The sequence below is a fragment of the Microbacterium sp. 22296 genome (assembly GCF_052045385.1).
GTDB lineage: Bacteria > Actinomycetota > Actinomycetes > Actinomycetales > Microbacteriaceae > Microbacterium.
On the sequence record NZ_JBQEOS010000004.1, the window covers coordinates 296190 to 309942 of the forward strand.

Genomic DNA, 13753 nt, shown 5'->3' on the forward strand with positions numbered 1-13753 from the left:
TGCAAGTCAACGGTCAACGGTCAACGGTCAACGGTCAACGACCGGAGAATCGCCCGCCGTCACGATCACCGAGTATGTGCGGCCGACCGCCGCGACGTCCGCAGGCTGAGCGCCCAGACCCCCGCCGCCGCCACCATCAACAGCATCAGGATGCCGACGACGTGCAGCACGAGCGACGGCAGGCCGCGCTCGGGTAAGAGGAAGCCGTAGGGGACCCACCCGTCGGTGACACCCCGCAGCAGCACGACCGTTATCCACACGAGGGGGTACGGAAGCACCCACCACACCCGCTTCCACGCGAGCCGTGGCCGGTCGGGGGAGAAGGCGATGTCGATCAGCACCAGCACCGGGAAGACGACGTGCAGCACGACGCTGACCCACGCCGGGGCGGAACCCGTGCCGGGCACGAGAGCGTTGTAGACCACGGCGACGACGATGAGGCACGCCGCGCCCACGCCCCACGCCACCGACAGCCACGTCGGAGGACGACGGCCCCGGAGGGCGAGCACGCCCACGGCGATGAGCACGAGCGCGGTCATCGTGCTCGTCTGATTCGTGAAGTACCCGAAGAAGTCGAACGGGTTCACGTCTCCCACGGCGATCCGCAGGACGTAGGTGTACAGCACGACGAGCAGGACAGCGGAGCCCGCGACGACGCGCACGAGCGGGCGGATGCGACCTGTCGAGCGGGATGGCGCGGGGACGGCAGCGGACGCGAAGGGCACCGGGTGACGCTACCGTGCGCGGCTCGACGAACGCGCGTTCGGCGGCGACGACCGGGCGAAAGGGGGAGATTCCCGGGCGCCTCGACCAGCCCGGCTCCGTCGCTCGCTCCAGGCCCCTCCCGTGTTCGAGCGCTCAGCGGCATCCGGGGTCGGGCTGCCGCGGGGTCGCGTCAGGACGCCGCGGAGTCGATGCGCCGCACCGTCTCGGCGATGGCATCCGCCACCGCGTCGGGGTGCGACACGTGGGGGGAGTGGCCGGATGCCACCGACACCTGCGCGTCGGCGGCGTCGGCCCACTGCCGCTGCTGCTCGGGCGGGAGCGCCTTGTCTTCGGTGGCGACGACGTAGGTCACCGTCACGTCGGGCCCGGGCTCGGCCGGGGCGGGCTGCGTGAACGATGCGACGCTCTGCCACCCCACGCGCCCCAGCGCGGTCTGGACGACGGCCGGATCGACACCCGAGTAGATGGTCTCGGCGATGTCGCCGATCTTCACGGCCTTGCCGTCGGTGGAGCGCTCGTAGCCGGGTGGGAACTCGCCGCCCTGCGCGTCGAGGAGCGACGCGCCGACGGGAAGCGAGAACGCGGCGATCATCACCAGTCCGCGCACGGAGTCGACCGCTGCGGCTGCCGCACGGGCCGGGACGCCGCCGTAGGAGTGCGCCGCGAGCACCACCGGGCCGTCGAGTTCGGCGACAGCCGAACGAAGGGCCTCGACGTCGTCGGTCAGCGAACCGATCTCGGCGGTGTCTGCGGAACTGCTCGGCAGGTCGAGGGCGGTGGCCGACAGCCCGCGAGCGGCGAGCGCGGCGATGAGCGGCTCGAAGACCCAGGCGCCGTGCATCGCGCCGGGGATGAGAACGATCGTGGACATGGTGCTCCTCGGGTGTGAAGGTCTCAGGCGTCGACCGCGGTGCGGGCGCGGAACCACACCGTCAGCTCGCGGATCGCGCGGATGCTCTCGTCTTCGTCGTCGGCCTCGAGGTCGTCGAACGTGTCGCGGAAGCCGTCGGGGGCGGGACCGGAGGGAATGCCGATCGGTTCGTAGCCCATCGTCCATTCCGAGAACCGTCGCTCGTCGAGCCGCTCGGTCAGCAGCACCCGCACATCGGTGTGCCGCGGGTCGCGCCGGATCTTCGTCATGAGCTCGTCGACGGCATCCTGAGGTCCTTCCAGCACCTGGAAGAAGCGACCTCGCCGGTACAGCAGCATGCCGGTGAGGTCGTGGTCGTGATTGGATGTCCGGCTCTGCGCGAGCAGGTCGGCGAGCGCGGCGTCGTCGAACGAGTCGGCTGCCGTGCTCACGTACGAGACGGAGGTCAGGGGTGAGTTCACGCGACCGCGCTCCCGTCGTCGGACGCCCGGGGCGCGGGAACGCGTACCTGCGCGAGGGTGATCGGCCCGTCGAGCGGGGGCTGACCGTTGGTGACCGCGGCCATCGCCTCGGTCAACGCCTCGAACCGGCCGACGACGCGAGAGGTGCCGTCGTGCGCCAGGAAGGCGCCGTCGGGCTGTCGGTCGATGTAGCCGAGGAAGACGCCGGTGCGACTGCCGACGTGGAAGCCCTCTTCGACGCGAGCCCAGACGACTCCCGCCCCGGACTGATCGGGTGACCCCATGGCCGCCCTCCTTACACCCGCGATGGAACCGGGCAGGAGCGAACGTACCGGGGGCCTCCGACATCGAGCCGCCCTTGACAGATCGCGCAGTGCGGCGCTGCGCTGACCCCGGCGCAGGCGGACGCGCGCGGGCGAAGCACCCGCGGCCCGCAAGCGAGACGCCGTCGCACGGGTGCTGCGCGCTCGCGCGCACGCGTGTGCTCAGCCGATCGCCGCGCGGATCTGCGCGGCGTCGTCGGTTCCGGTCGCCTCGACGATCCGGCCGCGCTCCACTCGGTACATCGCGAACGAGGCGATGTTGACGCGCCGACGCGTGGCGGGCAGGAGCGCAAACGTGCCGGTGTGCGTGCCGCCGGCGCGAAGGTGCACCGCGAGGCGGTCGTCCTCGACGATCAGCTGGATGCGCTTGGCCTGCCAGTCGGGGAACCCGTGCAGCAGCTCGGCGTAGTCGGCGATCCAGGCCTCGGCTCCGGCCGGAAGATGCGCACGGCGCACGGCCGGGTGCAGGAACTCCCGCACGGCCTCGACGTCGTGACGGTTGTACGCCTCGAGGAAGTCCGCGAACCACTCGCGCGTCTCCCAGGCTTCCACGCCTCCATTATCGAGGCGGATGCCGTGGCACCGGCGCGGGTGCACGGCGCTCGAGGGCCGACGGGTCAGCCCACGCGCGCATCCTCACGGTCCGCGGTCCGCAGCTCCTGGGCCAGGTGCCGCGCCCCGCGCACGGCGATCGCGACGCTCGTGAGCGTCGGGTTCATCGTGTTCGCGGTGGGGATGAGGGCGTTGCCGCCGACGACCAGGTTCTCGAAGCCCCACACGCGCGAGAAGGGGTCGACGACCGAGATCGCCGGATCAGTGCCGGCGCGCATCGTGCCCATGAAGTGGAGGCTCGAGCCGTTCGGGAGCAGGCGCGGCTCGGCGATGAACGTGCCGAGGGCCTCCCCGGCCCGGCGCAGACGCGCGGTGGCCTCGGCGATCTCGGCATCCTCCCGATCGGTGAGGGAGTACTCGATCGTGAAGTTCGGCAGGCCGCGGTAGTCGAGCTCGTCGTCGCTGAAGATGACGCCGTCTTCGACACGGGGGAATTTGCGTGTGCCGAAGCCCATGTTGACGTACCCCCACCGATTCCGGGCCGCGGGGTGATCGACGGGCAGCGGGAACGGCGGGGTCTCGGCGTACATGATCTGCGCCGAGTACGGATGCTCGGGCTCGGAGAACGGGATGCGGTTGACCGCGGCCACGGGGTCGGCGGGGTTCGTGGCGCGTCGGGCGAGTTCCGCCTCGAGCTCCTCGTCGGAGACCAGCGCGCTCATGCGCTCCGCGTCGAGGGCGACTGTGCTGATCACGACGTGATGCTCGGTCAGGTAGCGGCCGAGGGGGGCGGGACGGATGCCGGAGGCCCAGAGCAGCTGCGGGGAGCGGAATGCGTCGGCGGCCACCACCACGGCATCCGCCTCGACGAACGACTCCTCGCGGGTGCGGAGGTCTTCGACGACCACTCCGCGGACGCGGACGCCGTCGTGCTCGATGCGGCGCACGAGAGTGAGGTCGCGCAGCTCGAAGCGCGCGGCGGCGTCGGTGCCCTGCTCGATGAGCGGCCCGAGCACGGTGTCGGCGCCGGCCCAGCGCATCGTGCCGTCGGGCTGCGGGTCGCCCGCGATCGGCAGGGTGCTCACGCCGTACCCCTCGGGCAGTTCAGCGGCGAACTCGCGGTCGAGGAGGGTGCGGATGGCGGCGCCCACGGGCGAGTCCGAGAACGCCGCGCTCTGCTTGTGCAGCAGATCTTCCGCGGTGGAGATGAGGTCCTCCCACTCGTCGTCGGCGATGAAGTCGAGCTTCTCGCTGAACGCCGGGCGCGGGATGGCGCAGGTCCAGTGCGCGCCCTGTCCGCCGACATTGGTCGCGGCGGCCGCGGCGGGGAACGCCGACGCGTGCGCGGACCCCTCCCCGCCGAAGTCGAGCAGGTGAGTCCCCTGACGCGCCGTGAACATCCCCTCCACGACCGCCCCCGCGAGGATGCCGAGGGAGTCCCGGTACTGCCCCGACTGCGGGCCCTGCGACATCTCGCGGGCGCGCGCCTTCTCGTCGGGGTCGACGATGTTGCGCACGCTCTCGCCCGGGCGCGGAGTCACCTGCGGACCCGCCTCGAACATGATCACGCGCGCGTCGGGCAGCGTCTCGAGCAGGAGTCGCGCGTAGGTCGAGCCGATGGGCCCGCTGCCGACGACGGCGATGGTGGGGGTGGCGGTCATGGTCTCTCCTTCGAGGTCGTTCAGACGGGCTGACGGTCGGGAACGGGGGGCGTGGGCGCGGGCGCCTCGTCGGACAACCGTGCCGACGGCAGCAGCAGCGCGATCACGACCCCGCACGCGTAGACGAGCGCGAGCCCGAGGAAGACGGGGGCGAACACGTCGTGATAGACCTGCCCGACCCCCTCCTGCACCACGAGGGGCAGCGAGCGGACCGCCGCGGGCGTGAGGGTCGCGGCATCCAATCCCGCCGGAAGACCCGCCGCCACCGCGAGCCCGACGACGCCGCCCACCACCGCGGTGCCGACGGCGGCGCCGATCTGCCGCACGAGGTTCGTCGTCGCGGTGACCGCGCCGAGGTCGTCGCGCGACGCGGCGCTCTGCACGACGGCGAAGATGAGGTTGGTGAAGGCCCCGGTCCCGATCCCGACCGTCGCCATGACCACCATGGGCACCCACAACGGCATCCCCGCGGGCAGGAGGGCCATCGCGGTGAGGCCGAGTGCCGCGAGCGCCGTACCGGCCACCGGGTAGAGCCGGTAGCGCCCCGACCGGCTGACGAGCCACCCGGTCAGCAGGCTGCTCACGAGCATGCCGAGCACGGTCGCGATGGGCACGAGCCCCGAGACCGTCGCGGTCGTGCGGTACGCCATCTGCACGTAGGTCGGCACGTAGGCGACCACCGAGAACAGACCCGCTCCGACGACGAGCGAGAGGCCGAGGCAGACGAGGATCGTGCGGTCGCGCAGGATCCGGGGCGGCAGGATGGGCGCCGCGGCGCGACGCTCGATGACGACCAGGACCAGGATGCCGACGACGGCCACGACCGCGCACGCGATCGCCGCGGGACGCAGGGCGTCGTCGCCGATCCACGTCACGGCGAGGATGAGCCCGAGGAGGGAGACGGTGAACACGACCGAGCCCGGCACGTCGAAGCGCGGGTGCGCGCCACCCGGCAGCCGCGGGACGGCCGCGAGCACGAGCACCAGGGCGACGAGACCGACCGGGAGGTTGATCCAGAACACCCACGGCCAGCTCCAGTAGTCGGTGATGAGTCCGCCGACCACGGGGCCCACCACGATGGCGACCGGGAAGGCCGCCCCGATGACGGCCATGTAGCGCGGACGCTGGCGGGGGCTGGTGACGCGGGCGACGATCGTCTGGGACATCAGCTGCAGGCCGGCCGAGCCGAGTCCCTGCAGCACGCGCGCGGCGATGAGCCAGCCCAGGTCGGGCGCGAACCCGCATGCGAGCGAGGCCACGAGGAACAGCACGAGCGAGACGACGAAGACCCGACGCGGTCCGACGACGTCGCCGAGCTTGCCGAGCACGGGGAGCATCACGGTCGCGGCGAGCGTGTAGCCGACCATGATCCAGCTCATGTGCTCGAGCGCGCCGAGGTCACCGGCGATGGTGGCGAGCGAGGTCGAGACGACGGTGTGGTCGAGGGCACCGAGGAAGGACACCGCGAGGAGGGCGGCGACGAGCACGCGTACACGTGCGGAAGAGAGAGTCATGCGTGGGGCGCCCGTACGACCGGGCGATCGACGCGACCGTGTGTGCCGCTCCGGCTCTCACCGGGCGAACGGACCCGATGGGCCCCGACGTCGGTTTGATCATACCCGACTTATGTCGGTTTTCAACATTACGGATGCCGCGGGATCGGCGGGTGCGCGGAGAAACCTCTCCGGGGCCGCACGAAGCCCGCGGGCCTGCGCGGTCGCGGCATCCTCCGTCGCGAACCTCTCGGCGCACGACCCGACGGTTCCCGTCAGGTGGTCGCCTGAGGCGATCGGGCCTCAGGTCCCGTCGCCGGACCGTTCGGACGTCGCCTGCGGGGATGCGGTCATGATCGAGGGCGTCGGGATCTGCCACCGCAGAGTGAGTCCGCCGCGCGAGTTCGGGGACAACTCACTCGACCCCCCTCGCATGCGGGCGCGGGCTCGCAGGTTGACGATGCCGCCGTAGTGTCCCGCTGAGCCGCTCAGCCCGTCACCGTCGTCCTCGATGACGATTCGGACCATGGAGGAGTCCGCGCTGATGGTGAGGTCGCACCGGGAGGCGCGGGCGTGACGAGCGACGTTGCTCAGTCCCTCGCGGCAGACCGCGATCACATCGTCCAGCACCCGGTCGACGATGTAGCTGTCCACGGGCCCCTCGAAGTGGACGAGTGGACGGGTGCGCAACGCCGGCGTCATCTCGTTCGCGAGTCGGAAGATCCGATCGCGCAGCGGCTCGTACCCCGGGTGCGGGGGCGGGCCCATCGCAGAGATGGCGGCGCGGATGTCGGAGATCGCGGCATCGATGTTCTCGACGTGCTCGTGCAGGATCGCACGCTGATCCGTCGAGGTCTCCGCGGCGTGCTCGAGGGCGAGGCCCGTTGCGAACAGGCGTTGGATGACATTGTCGTGCAGGTCGCGGGCGATGCGAGCGCGGTCCTCGATCAGGTGAAGCCGTTCCTGATCCTCACGCGCCCAGGCAAGTGAGATGGCGAGACCCGCTTGCGCCGCGAAGTCTCCGACGATGTCGATCTCTTCACCCGTGAACGGTGGCCGATGCGTCTCCTTGGACACGCAGAGCGCTCCGATGGTCTCACCGTTCGCAACCAGGGTGACCGCGGCGGTCGGGCCGAGCTGGAGTTCCCCATCGGCGAACTCGCGGACGGGCGCGTCGTCGGCGACGACCTCACCCAGCGCCATCGCCCGAGCGGCCAGGGAATCCGATCGGGGAAAGGTGATGTCTCGCAGCGACGCGGAGAGCGGACCGCAGGCCACTCGCACCCTCATCAGGTCGGGATCGGAATCGGGGACCACGATGGTCACGGCCACGGAGGGGATGACAGCCGCACATTGCTCGGCGACGATCTCCAAGGCGTCGGCTTCCTCGGGGTCGAGGAGCGCGGTCGTCACGCGTGAGAGCGCGAGACTGAGCTGGCGCTGGCGACGCGCACGCTCGTACAGCCGGGCGTTCTCGATGGCAACGCCGGCTGTGGAGGCGAGGGCCTCGATGATGCGTTCGTCCTCCGACGAGAACGTTCCCGCCTCGGGCTTCGTGAGATACAGATTTCCGTAGACCTCTGTGCGGGTGCGGACGGGAACGCCGAGAAAAGCGCGCATCGGCGGGTGGTGAGCGGGAAAACCCACGGATCGATCGTCCAGCGACAGATCGGGCAGGCGGATCGTGTGAGCGCCTCGGACCACCGCTCCCAGAAGGCCGAGGCCTCTGGGGAGGTGCCCGATCTCGCTCGCCGTCTGCTCGGACACCCCGACATGAATGAACTCGACCAATGATCCGTCGGGACCGATGACTCCGAGCGCCCCGTACGGGACTCCCACCAGACGCGTGGCTGCGGCGACGACCTCACGAAGAACCACGGGGAGGTCGAGTTGAGCGGTCACGAGCCGAGTGGACTCGAGCAGAGCACGGAGACGCTCTTCGACCACGTGGATCCGCTCGGCGTGGATGTTCAGCTGCGCGAGCACATCCTCGAATGCCTGCACCGGGTTCTCGACGAGATCCTCATCGTTGCTCATCGCCATTCCCCTTCTCGAGGGTGGCTCCGAGGCTACCCCGCCGGCGTCGCGATGTCTCGCGTTCGGCCGACGGGACGAATGTCACGTCAGCGCCCAGCGGACTTCGCTTAGCGTCGCCTTCACGGGTCGCCCCCGTGCAGCTGTCCCTCACGCAGGGGAACTGACCGCTTCACCGGCATGATCGTCGGGTTGCGCACGGGGGCCGCCCCGCCGCCTCCCTCACCGGGCTACGGCGGTCGATCTGTCGGCGCCGCATCGAGGAGGATGACCGGAGGCGCTGCTCGAAGGCGACCGCACCGCCGACCTGGTCGTCGTCGGTTCGCACCTGTACGCCCCCGTCCGCTCGACGCCGCGGTCGGCTAGGCACCGGACCAAAGTCCCGCGGGACGAGGGTGGGTGGGGGTGTGCTGGAGGCATGGAACCCGATGGAGAGAACGAGCATCACGCCGGCGAGCACGCCGTCGAGCACCTTTCCCCCGGCGTGTGCTGGGGCTTGCTCCGCCGACAGTCGCTGGGGCGTCTCGCCGTCAACGGAGACGACGGTCATCCCGCGATCTTCCCGGTCAACTACTCCGTCTCGGGCCCGGGGCTGTTCATCAAAACCGCATCGGATGCCAAGCTCCGCCTGATCGCCACGGACCCGCGGGTCGCTTTCGAGACCGACGCCCGAGACGGTGAGGAGTGGTGGAGTGTCGTCGCGCTCGGACGTGCGCACCAGGTGACGGTGGACGCGGAACGTCGCCGGGCACGACTCGACATGCCCCTCTCGGCAAGCCCCGCCCCCAAGTTGTACGTCATTCGCGTGGACGTCAACGCGGTGACGGGCCGTCGCTTCGGCGATGCGGGCACCGTGCGATCCCAACGCGCGCGGGAGAAGCATCGCACGACGATACTCGCGGAAGAGATGGCATCCTCCCGTCCCCGACCGATACCTCACCAGCCCCCTCGCTCATGAAGGTGCCGGGCCGACATCCCCCGCGCGCGTACCCACGCGCTCCGCACGGTGCGTATCGCGCGGCAGAGCATCTTGCTCGGCATCTCATTGAGCGTCATATTGATGCGTATCGCGGCCGGAGGGATGTTGCCGACTCTCTCGGGCGCGTGGCTGCAAGAAGTCGTCGATCTCGCGACCATCCTCTGGGCACTCAGAACGGCGTCCACTCCCCGCCGGGAAACCGAACAGCCTCGGAGCGGTCTCGTCCCGCACGCCTCATCCGTCGGCGGATCCCACGGGTGACCGACCGCAAGAGAGGAACAACATGATCGGCGTCTTCGTCGTAGATGATCACGAACTGGTGCGCCGCGGACTGGTGGATCTCATCGACCGCACCCCGGGTATGGAGGTCGTCGGCGAAGCGGCCACGGCCCACCAGACGCTCGGACGCGTGGAAGCCTGCCGCCCGGACGTCGTCGTGCTGGATCTGCAGCTCCCCGACGGGAACGGCATCGAACTTTGCCGCGAGATACGCTCGCGAACCGCGATCCCGTGCATCATCCTGACCGCCTTCGACGACGATCACGCCGTCGACGCCGCCATCCTCGCCGGTGCCGGGGCGTACACCTTGAAAGCGGCGACGGGGGGCCAACTCCTGCACGACATCACCGCTGTCGCGGCCGGACGACAACTCCTGCATGCCTCACGCCTCACGCACTCCCATCGGGCTCGAGCGCGCGACACCGACGACGCACGCTACGGCGCCCTCGGGCTGCGCGAACGGCAGGTCCTGGCCGGGATCGCCGACGGCTTGACCAACCGGCAGATCGGATCCCAGCTGGGCTTGGCGGAGAAGACGGTGAAGAACTACGTCTCGTCTCTGCTGACCAAGCTGGGCATGACATCACGAACGCAGGCAGCCCTCTACCAACGCGATCACGGCCTCTGACCTGGGCGCCGTGGCTGCGCGTGTTCGCAGCTACCGGCCGGGGCTCCCCCTCGAACTCACCATGGTGCACGACAACCCCGTCAGCACTCTCGCCGTCGCAAGCACCCACGCGTGCGTCACCGTGATCGGCAGTCACCGTCGAGGTGTCATCGCCGCCGGGTTCTTCGGATCCACTGCCCGTGATGTGGCCCTGGATCTTCGTGCTCCCGTGGTCATCGTGCCGTGAGAATCATTCGTCGTCGTCCGGAGGGATGACGGCGATCGGGCAGCGCGCCCGCCAGAAGAGATCCGCGGCGGTTCCGCCCATGAGGCCCCCCTGGAGGACACCGAGCCGGTGCGAACCCAGCACGATGAGCGATGACGAGGGGGCGTAGCTCAACAAAGCAGCGGGCGCCGCTGCGCGTACCAGATCGGTTTCGAGCCGCACTCGCGGATGCTCGTCCACCACACCACGGCGCACGGCCTCCAATGCGGTGCGATGTTCGGAGAGGATCGCGGCCGGGTCGGCGAGCAGGGCCACGGCCCCGGCATCCACCGGCTCCGGCAGGTGCCACGCATGAAGCAGGCGGAGCCGGCGGGCCGTGGCTTCCGCTTCGCGGACCGCCCACCGCACGGCAGCTCCCGACGATCCGTCCACGTCCACACCCACGGTGATCGGGTCGCCACTCGGCTGCCATCCCGCGGGGATCACGCACACCGGAACGGGCGACCTCGCGCACACACGCACGGGCAACCATCCGCGTAAGGCGGCGCGGATCGGACGTCGAGGGTCGACTCCGATGACGAGGAGATCCGCCCCCCGGGCGAACTCCGCGAGAACCCTCGCCGGCCGTTCGCTGGAGAGATGGACGGCGACGGAGTACGTGTCGCTGCCCCCGACGAGCATTCGCTCGATGTGCTCGAGGTCGGCCTGAATCGCGCGATCGGCCGCGACCCGCGATACCCACGGGTGGAGGGAGACCAGATCGATCAGGGTGGGGGTGCGGCCCAGACGATCCACGAGCCACTCTGCCGCGGAGGAAGAACCCGCGGAACCGTCGACACCGATCACTACGCGATCCATCATGAGACCTTTCCGGCGTTCACCGGTCAGGACAACTGGACCAGGAGACGGTTGTCGACCTCGCTGACATGCGGGGACGCCCACGCCGCATTCGCAGCCGCCCACTTCTCCGCCCAGGAACGCACCGTTCCGGTCAAGATGACGCGGGAGCCGTCGACGTCGACATGCACCTCGGACGCGTCGATGTCGGCGTGACGGTGGAAGGCGTCTCGGATCCGGGTCTGCGTGTCATCCGCCACGACGCGTGGGGTGAGACGGAGCTCGCTCACGACCCGGCGTACCCCGCGCACTCGCTGCACCGCTCGCCGAGCGGCCCGGCGCTGGAACTCCCAGTCCACCTCCCCCGTGAGCACGACATCGTGGCCCTCGATCCTCGATTTCACCGTTCGGGGGACGACGGACGTGGAGCGCAGCGTTGCATCGACCTCTCGAGCCACGTCGGCCGGAGACACCCTGTGTCCGGGAGAGCGGCGGATGACGATCTCATCGATCACCGCCCTGACTCCTCGAACCCGCAACGCCGACGCGAGGACCGCCTCCTTCTCCGACTCGCTGTCGACCTCGCCGCTGAGACGCACCGTCGCGTCCTCGACGGCCACGCCTATCCCCGCGTCATCCACCTGCGGATCCCACTGCAGCTCTTCTTCGACTTCCTGCTTGACGAACCCATCCGACATCATGGCGACTCCCTCTTCGCCACCACATTGCGACCGACGAGCTCACCCCGGGGGGACCAAGGTCCCCCCGGGGTGCTTCGAGGGGACGAAGGTCCCGAACGACGCGGCGCGTCGTGCCTAACGTGAGCACGACGCACCCCACCAGCCGTGTCAACGATTCGGGTTCGGTACATCGGCATCCGTGGGATGCGGGAGGGCGACGGCACTGGGGGGTGCGCGTCGCCCTCCCACCTCTCGGTCCGCAGCCGCATCCTGCCCCGTCCTCATCGTCCACGCGAAGGAGTGACCCCGGGCTCGACCGACCGTCTCACCTCGCCCGGTGCCGCGACAGCGCGTGCGTCAGGAGGCGCAGCCAGCGCACGCCTGCGATGTCGACGACTCGCCGAGATCGCCGGCGATGCCGGCGCGGGCGCGACCTCCCCGCGCCCCTCCGCTGCGTCGTCCGGTCCGGCTACCTCCCCGGCGACCGGACCGTCGACCGGACGGGCGATCCGACGTGGCGCACTCCCCGAGGAGAGTGGTCGACGCGGGGAACGGGACGGTGGTTCCCCTCCGAGGCGGAAGCGATCGTGCCGCGCAGTCGATGTTCGAACCCGTCGAGGTCGAAGAGCCCCGTCTCGTCGCGGATGACGACGTGCAGGCAGTCCCGCACGGGGGCGATCTCCGCCCACACACCCAGGGGCAGGCGCAGGTGCGCCGCCATCCCCCCGACGAAGGTGTCGTCATCCACGCGCGGCATCAGCGTCTCGGCGAGGGCGACCTCGGTCGTCGTCAGCGAGATGTGGATCTCGAGGGGCACCCGCGGCGTCTCGCCCCGCGAGCGCCGGGCGGCGCCGGGGTGACGCACGGTGTTCTTCAGCGTGCTCAGCGCGGTGGCGAGCAACCAGGCGACGGGGGTCCCCGCCTTCGTCGTCGCCGAGATGCGCTCGGACAGGGCCGTCGCACTCCAATCGTCGGCCAGCAGGCGCCCCATGGGCAGGGACGGCGCGAAGTTCCCCTCGACGGCGAACCCCTTCGCCACCCAGCGGCGGGCGTCGACGGGGACCACCACGCGGAAGTCAGTCTCCTCCCGGAGGCTGTCGCGCAGGCCCCGCAGGACCAGGCTCGCGGCTTTCACCGACAGCGGCGGGCGCGCCGGTCGTCGTCCGTCATCGGCCCTCTCGGGCGTGAGCGCGATCGCCTGCACCACGTCGGCGGGCAGCATCATCGACACCAACCGCGTCCGCTCGACCGACTCGGCCTTGGTCAGCGTGAGGGGCAACTGATACCCGGTCTCGGTCTGTGCGTTCAGCGCGCGGAACGCATCCCGAGCGGACCGGATGCCGCCGATCCCCTTCAGCCCGAACTTCTTCATCACCGTGCGCAGGGGCTTCTCCGCCCACGGCAGGGCCGGAACGGCATCCGCTCCGGGGGCGGCGAGTTTCTCCAGGACGAGATTCACGATGGCCGTCGCACCGGTGCCGTCGAACAGGCTGTGCGTGAACTCCATCGCGAGCATCCCGTCGGCGACGAACAGCCGCACGGGTAGCTCACCGGGTCGGAACTGCCTCTCCAGGACGCGGGTGGCCAGCGCCGAGCGATCGAGGGCCGGCTCCACCGGCTCGACGGAGCGTCCGGCGGCGGCGACAGCGGCGCGCTGATCGACGCGCCGCCACCTTCCCCCACGGGTGCGCAGGCGATGCAGGACCGCACCGCGGGGAGAACGCAGCACGTCCTCCAGCGCCGTGACGGTCCGCTCGGGGGTCAGGGCGACGATGGGCCCGACCATGAAGCAGTTGAGGAGGTCGTCGTACCCGAGGTTGCGCAGCTCGCTCATGAGCGTCCCCCGCGAGGTTCTCCACGCATCGCGCTCGCGATGCGGCTCACCCCGCGCCGCTCGACCACCGATCCGAAATGCTCCACGCCTGCTCCTCCGTCCACTGCCCGGTTCCGCTCCCGCGCAGCGCGCCCTGGCCGTATAACGAAACAGCCCGGGCGCCGCTCGAGACGGCGTCAACGGAACGAAG

At 70.3% G+C, this 13753-nt stretch carries 14 protein-coding genes; 3 read left to right on the top strand and 11 right to left on the bottom strand.

What is annotated here, in order from left to right; translation table 11 throughout:
• Positions 1-65 precede the first annotated feature (65 nt).
• The 8 genes from ACTJJP_RS10515 to ACTJJP_RS10550 all read right to left on the bottom strand — a co-directional run bounded on the left by ACTJJP_RS10515 (position 66) and on the right by ACTJJP_RS10550 (position 8124).
• The gene (locus ACTJJP_RS10515; RefSeq protein WP_440774965.1) at positions 66-725 is read right to left on the bottom strand and encodes a Pr6Pr family membrane protein; all 660 of its coding nucleotides are present in this window, start codon (positions 723-725) and stop codon (positions 66-68) included.
• 170 nt (positions 726-895) lie between these two features.
• Positions 896-1597: an alpha/beta fold hydrolase gene (locus ACTJJP_RS10520; RefSeq protein ID WP_440774966.1), complete on the bottom strand. Its 702-nt coding sequence runs from the start codon at positions 1595-1597 to the stop codon at positions 896-898.
• 23 nt (positions 1598-1620) lie between these two features.
• Positions 1621-2058: a BLUF domain-containing protein gene (locus ACTJJP_RS10525; protein WP_440774967.1), complete on the bottom strand. Its 438-nt coding sequence runs from the start codon at positions 2056-2058 to the stop codon at positions 1621-1623.
• The gene (locus ACTJJP_RS10530; protein ID WP_440774968.1) at positions 2055-2342 is read right to left on the bottom strand and encodes a hypothetical protein; all 288 of its coding nucleotides are present in this window, start codon (positions 2340-2342) and stop codon (positions 2055-2057) included. The genes ACTJJP_RS10525 and ACTJJP_RS10530 overlap by 4 nt, the downstream gene beginning before the upstream one ends.
• A gap of 201 nt (positions 2343-2543) precedes the next feature.
• Positions 2544-2933, bottom strand: a complete 390-nt coding sequence (locus ACTJJP_RS10535; protein ID WP_440774969.1) for an ester cyclase — start codon at positions 2931-2933, stop codon at positions 2544-2546.
• 65 nt (positions 2934-2998) lie between these two features.
• Positions 2999-4594, bottom strand: a complete 1596-nt coding sequence (locus ACTJJP_RS10540) for a GMC oxidoreductase (protein ID WP_440774970.1) — start codon at positions 4592-4594, stop codon at positions 2999-3001.
• Positions 4595-4614: 20 nt separating this feature from the next.
• Positions 4615-6108 (bottom strand): MFS transporter, encoded by a 1494-nt coding sequence (locus tag ACTJJP_RS10545; protein ID WP_440774971.1) that lies wholly within the window; start codon positions 6106-6108, stop codon positions 4615-4617.
• A gap of 282 nt (positions 6109-6390) precedes the next feature.
• Positions 6391-8124 carry a GAF domain-containing protein gene (locus tag ACTJJP_RS10550; protein WP_440774972.1) on the bottom strand — a complete coding sequence of 578 codons (1734 nt, stop codon included), beginning with the start codon at positions 8122-8124 and terminating at the stop codon, positions 6391-6393.
• Positions 8125-8539: 415 nt separating this feature from the next.
• Here ACTJJP_RS10550 and ACTJJP_RS10555 point away from each other — a divergent pair, with 415 nt between their 5' ends.
• The 3 genes from ACTJJP_RS10555 (at position 8540) to ACTJJP_RS10565 (ending at position 10233) form a co-directional block, all read left to right on the top strand.
• A complete protein-coding gene (locus tag ACTJJP_RS10555) occupies positions 8540-9079 on the top strand; it encodes a pyridoxamine 5'-phosphate oxidase family protein (protein ID WP_440774973.1) in 540 nt (179 codons plus the stop codon).
• Between the two features lie 304 nt (positions 9080-9383).
• Positions 9384-10007, top strand: coding sequence for a response regulator (locus ACTJJP_RS10560; protein WP_440774974.1), 624 nt, complete (start codon positions 9384-9386; stop codon positions 10005-10007).
• Positions 10008-10017: 10 nt separating this feature from the next.
• The gene (locus tag ACTJJP_RS10565; RefSeq protein WP_440774975.1) at positions 10018-10233 is read left to right on the top strand and encodes a universal stress protein; all 216 of its coding nucleotides are present in this window, start codon (positions 10018-10020) and stop codon (positions 10231-10233) included.
• 3 nt (positions 10234-10236) lie between these two features.
• On the opposite strand, the gene ACTJJP_RS10570 is transcribed toward ACTJJP_RS10565, so the two are convergent.
• The 3 genes from ACTJJP_RS10570 to ACTJJP_RS10580 all read right to left on the bottom strand — a co-directional run bounded on the left by ACTJJP_RS10570 (position 10237) and on the right by ACTJJP_RS10580 (position 13563).
• The gene (locus tag ACTJJP_RS10570; RefSeq protein WP_440774976.1) at positions 10237-11070 is read right to left on the bottom strand and encodes a universal stress protein; all 834 of its coding nucleotides are present in this window, start codon (positions 11068-11070) and stop codon (positions 10237-10239) included.
• Positions 11071-11096: 26 nt separating this feature from the next.
• Positions 11097-11750, bottom strand: a complete 654-nt coding sequence (locus tag ACTJJP_RS10575; protein WP_440774977.1) for a BON domain-containing protein — start codon at positions 11748-11750, stop codon at positions 11097-11099.
• A 448-nt stretch (positions 11751-12198) separates the two neighbouring features.
• Positions 12199-13563 carry a hypothetical protein gene (locus tag ACTJJP_RS10580; RefSeq protein ID WP_440774978.1) on the bottom strand — a complete coding sequence of 455 codons (1365 nt, stop codon included), beginning with the start codon at positions 13561-13563 and terminating at the stop codon, positions 12199-12201.
• Positions 13564-13753 lie beyond the last annotated feature (190 nt).

Bases quoted from the DNA above. Each gene is read 5' to 3' on its own strand.
- ACTJJP_RS10570 (WP_440774976.1), bottom strand. From the start codon at position 11,070: ATGGATCGCGTAGTGATCGGTGTCGACGGTTCCGCGGGTTCTTCCTCC.
- ACTJJP_RS10560 (WP_440774974.1), top strand. From the start codon at position 9,384: ATGATCGGCGTCTTCGTCGTAGATGATCACGAACTGGTGCGCCGCGGA.
- ACTJJP_RS10555 (WP_440774973.1), top strand. From the start codon at position 8,540: ATGGAACCCGATGGAGAGAACGAGCATCACGCCGGCGAGCACGCCGTC.
- ACTJJP_RS10550 (WP_440774972.1), bottom strand. From the start codon at position 8,124: ATGAGCAACGATGAGGATCTCGTCGAGAACCCGGTGCAGGCATTCGAG.
- ACTJJP_RS10520 (WP_440774966.1), bottom strand. From the start codon at position 1,597: ATGTCCACGATCGTTCTCATCCCCGGCGCGATGCACGGCGCCTGGGTC.
- ACTJJP_RS10575 (WP_440774977.1), bottom strand. From the start codon at position 11,750: ATGATGTCGGATGGGTTCGTCAAGCAGGAAGTCGAAGAAGAGCTGCAG.
- ACTJJP_RS10580 (WP_440774978.1), bottom strand. From the start codon at position 13,563: ATGAGCGAGCTGCGCAACCTCGGGTACGACGACCTCCTCAACTGCTTC.
- ACTJJP_RS10530 (WP_440774968.1), bottom strand. From the start codon at position 2,342: ATGGGGTCACCCGATCAGTCCGGGGCGGGAGTCGTCTGGGCTCGCGTC.
- ACTJJP_RS10545 (WP_440774971.1), bottom strand. From the start codon at position 6,108: ATGACTCTCTCTTCCGCACGTGTACGCGTGCTCGTCGCCGCCCTCCTC.
- ACTJJP_RS10540 (WP_440774970.1), bottom strand. From the start codon at position 4,594: ATGACCGCCACCCCCACCATCGCCGTCGTCGGCAGCGGGCCCATCGGC.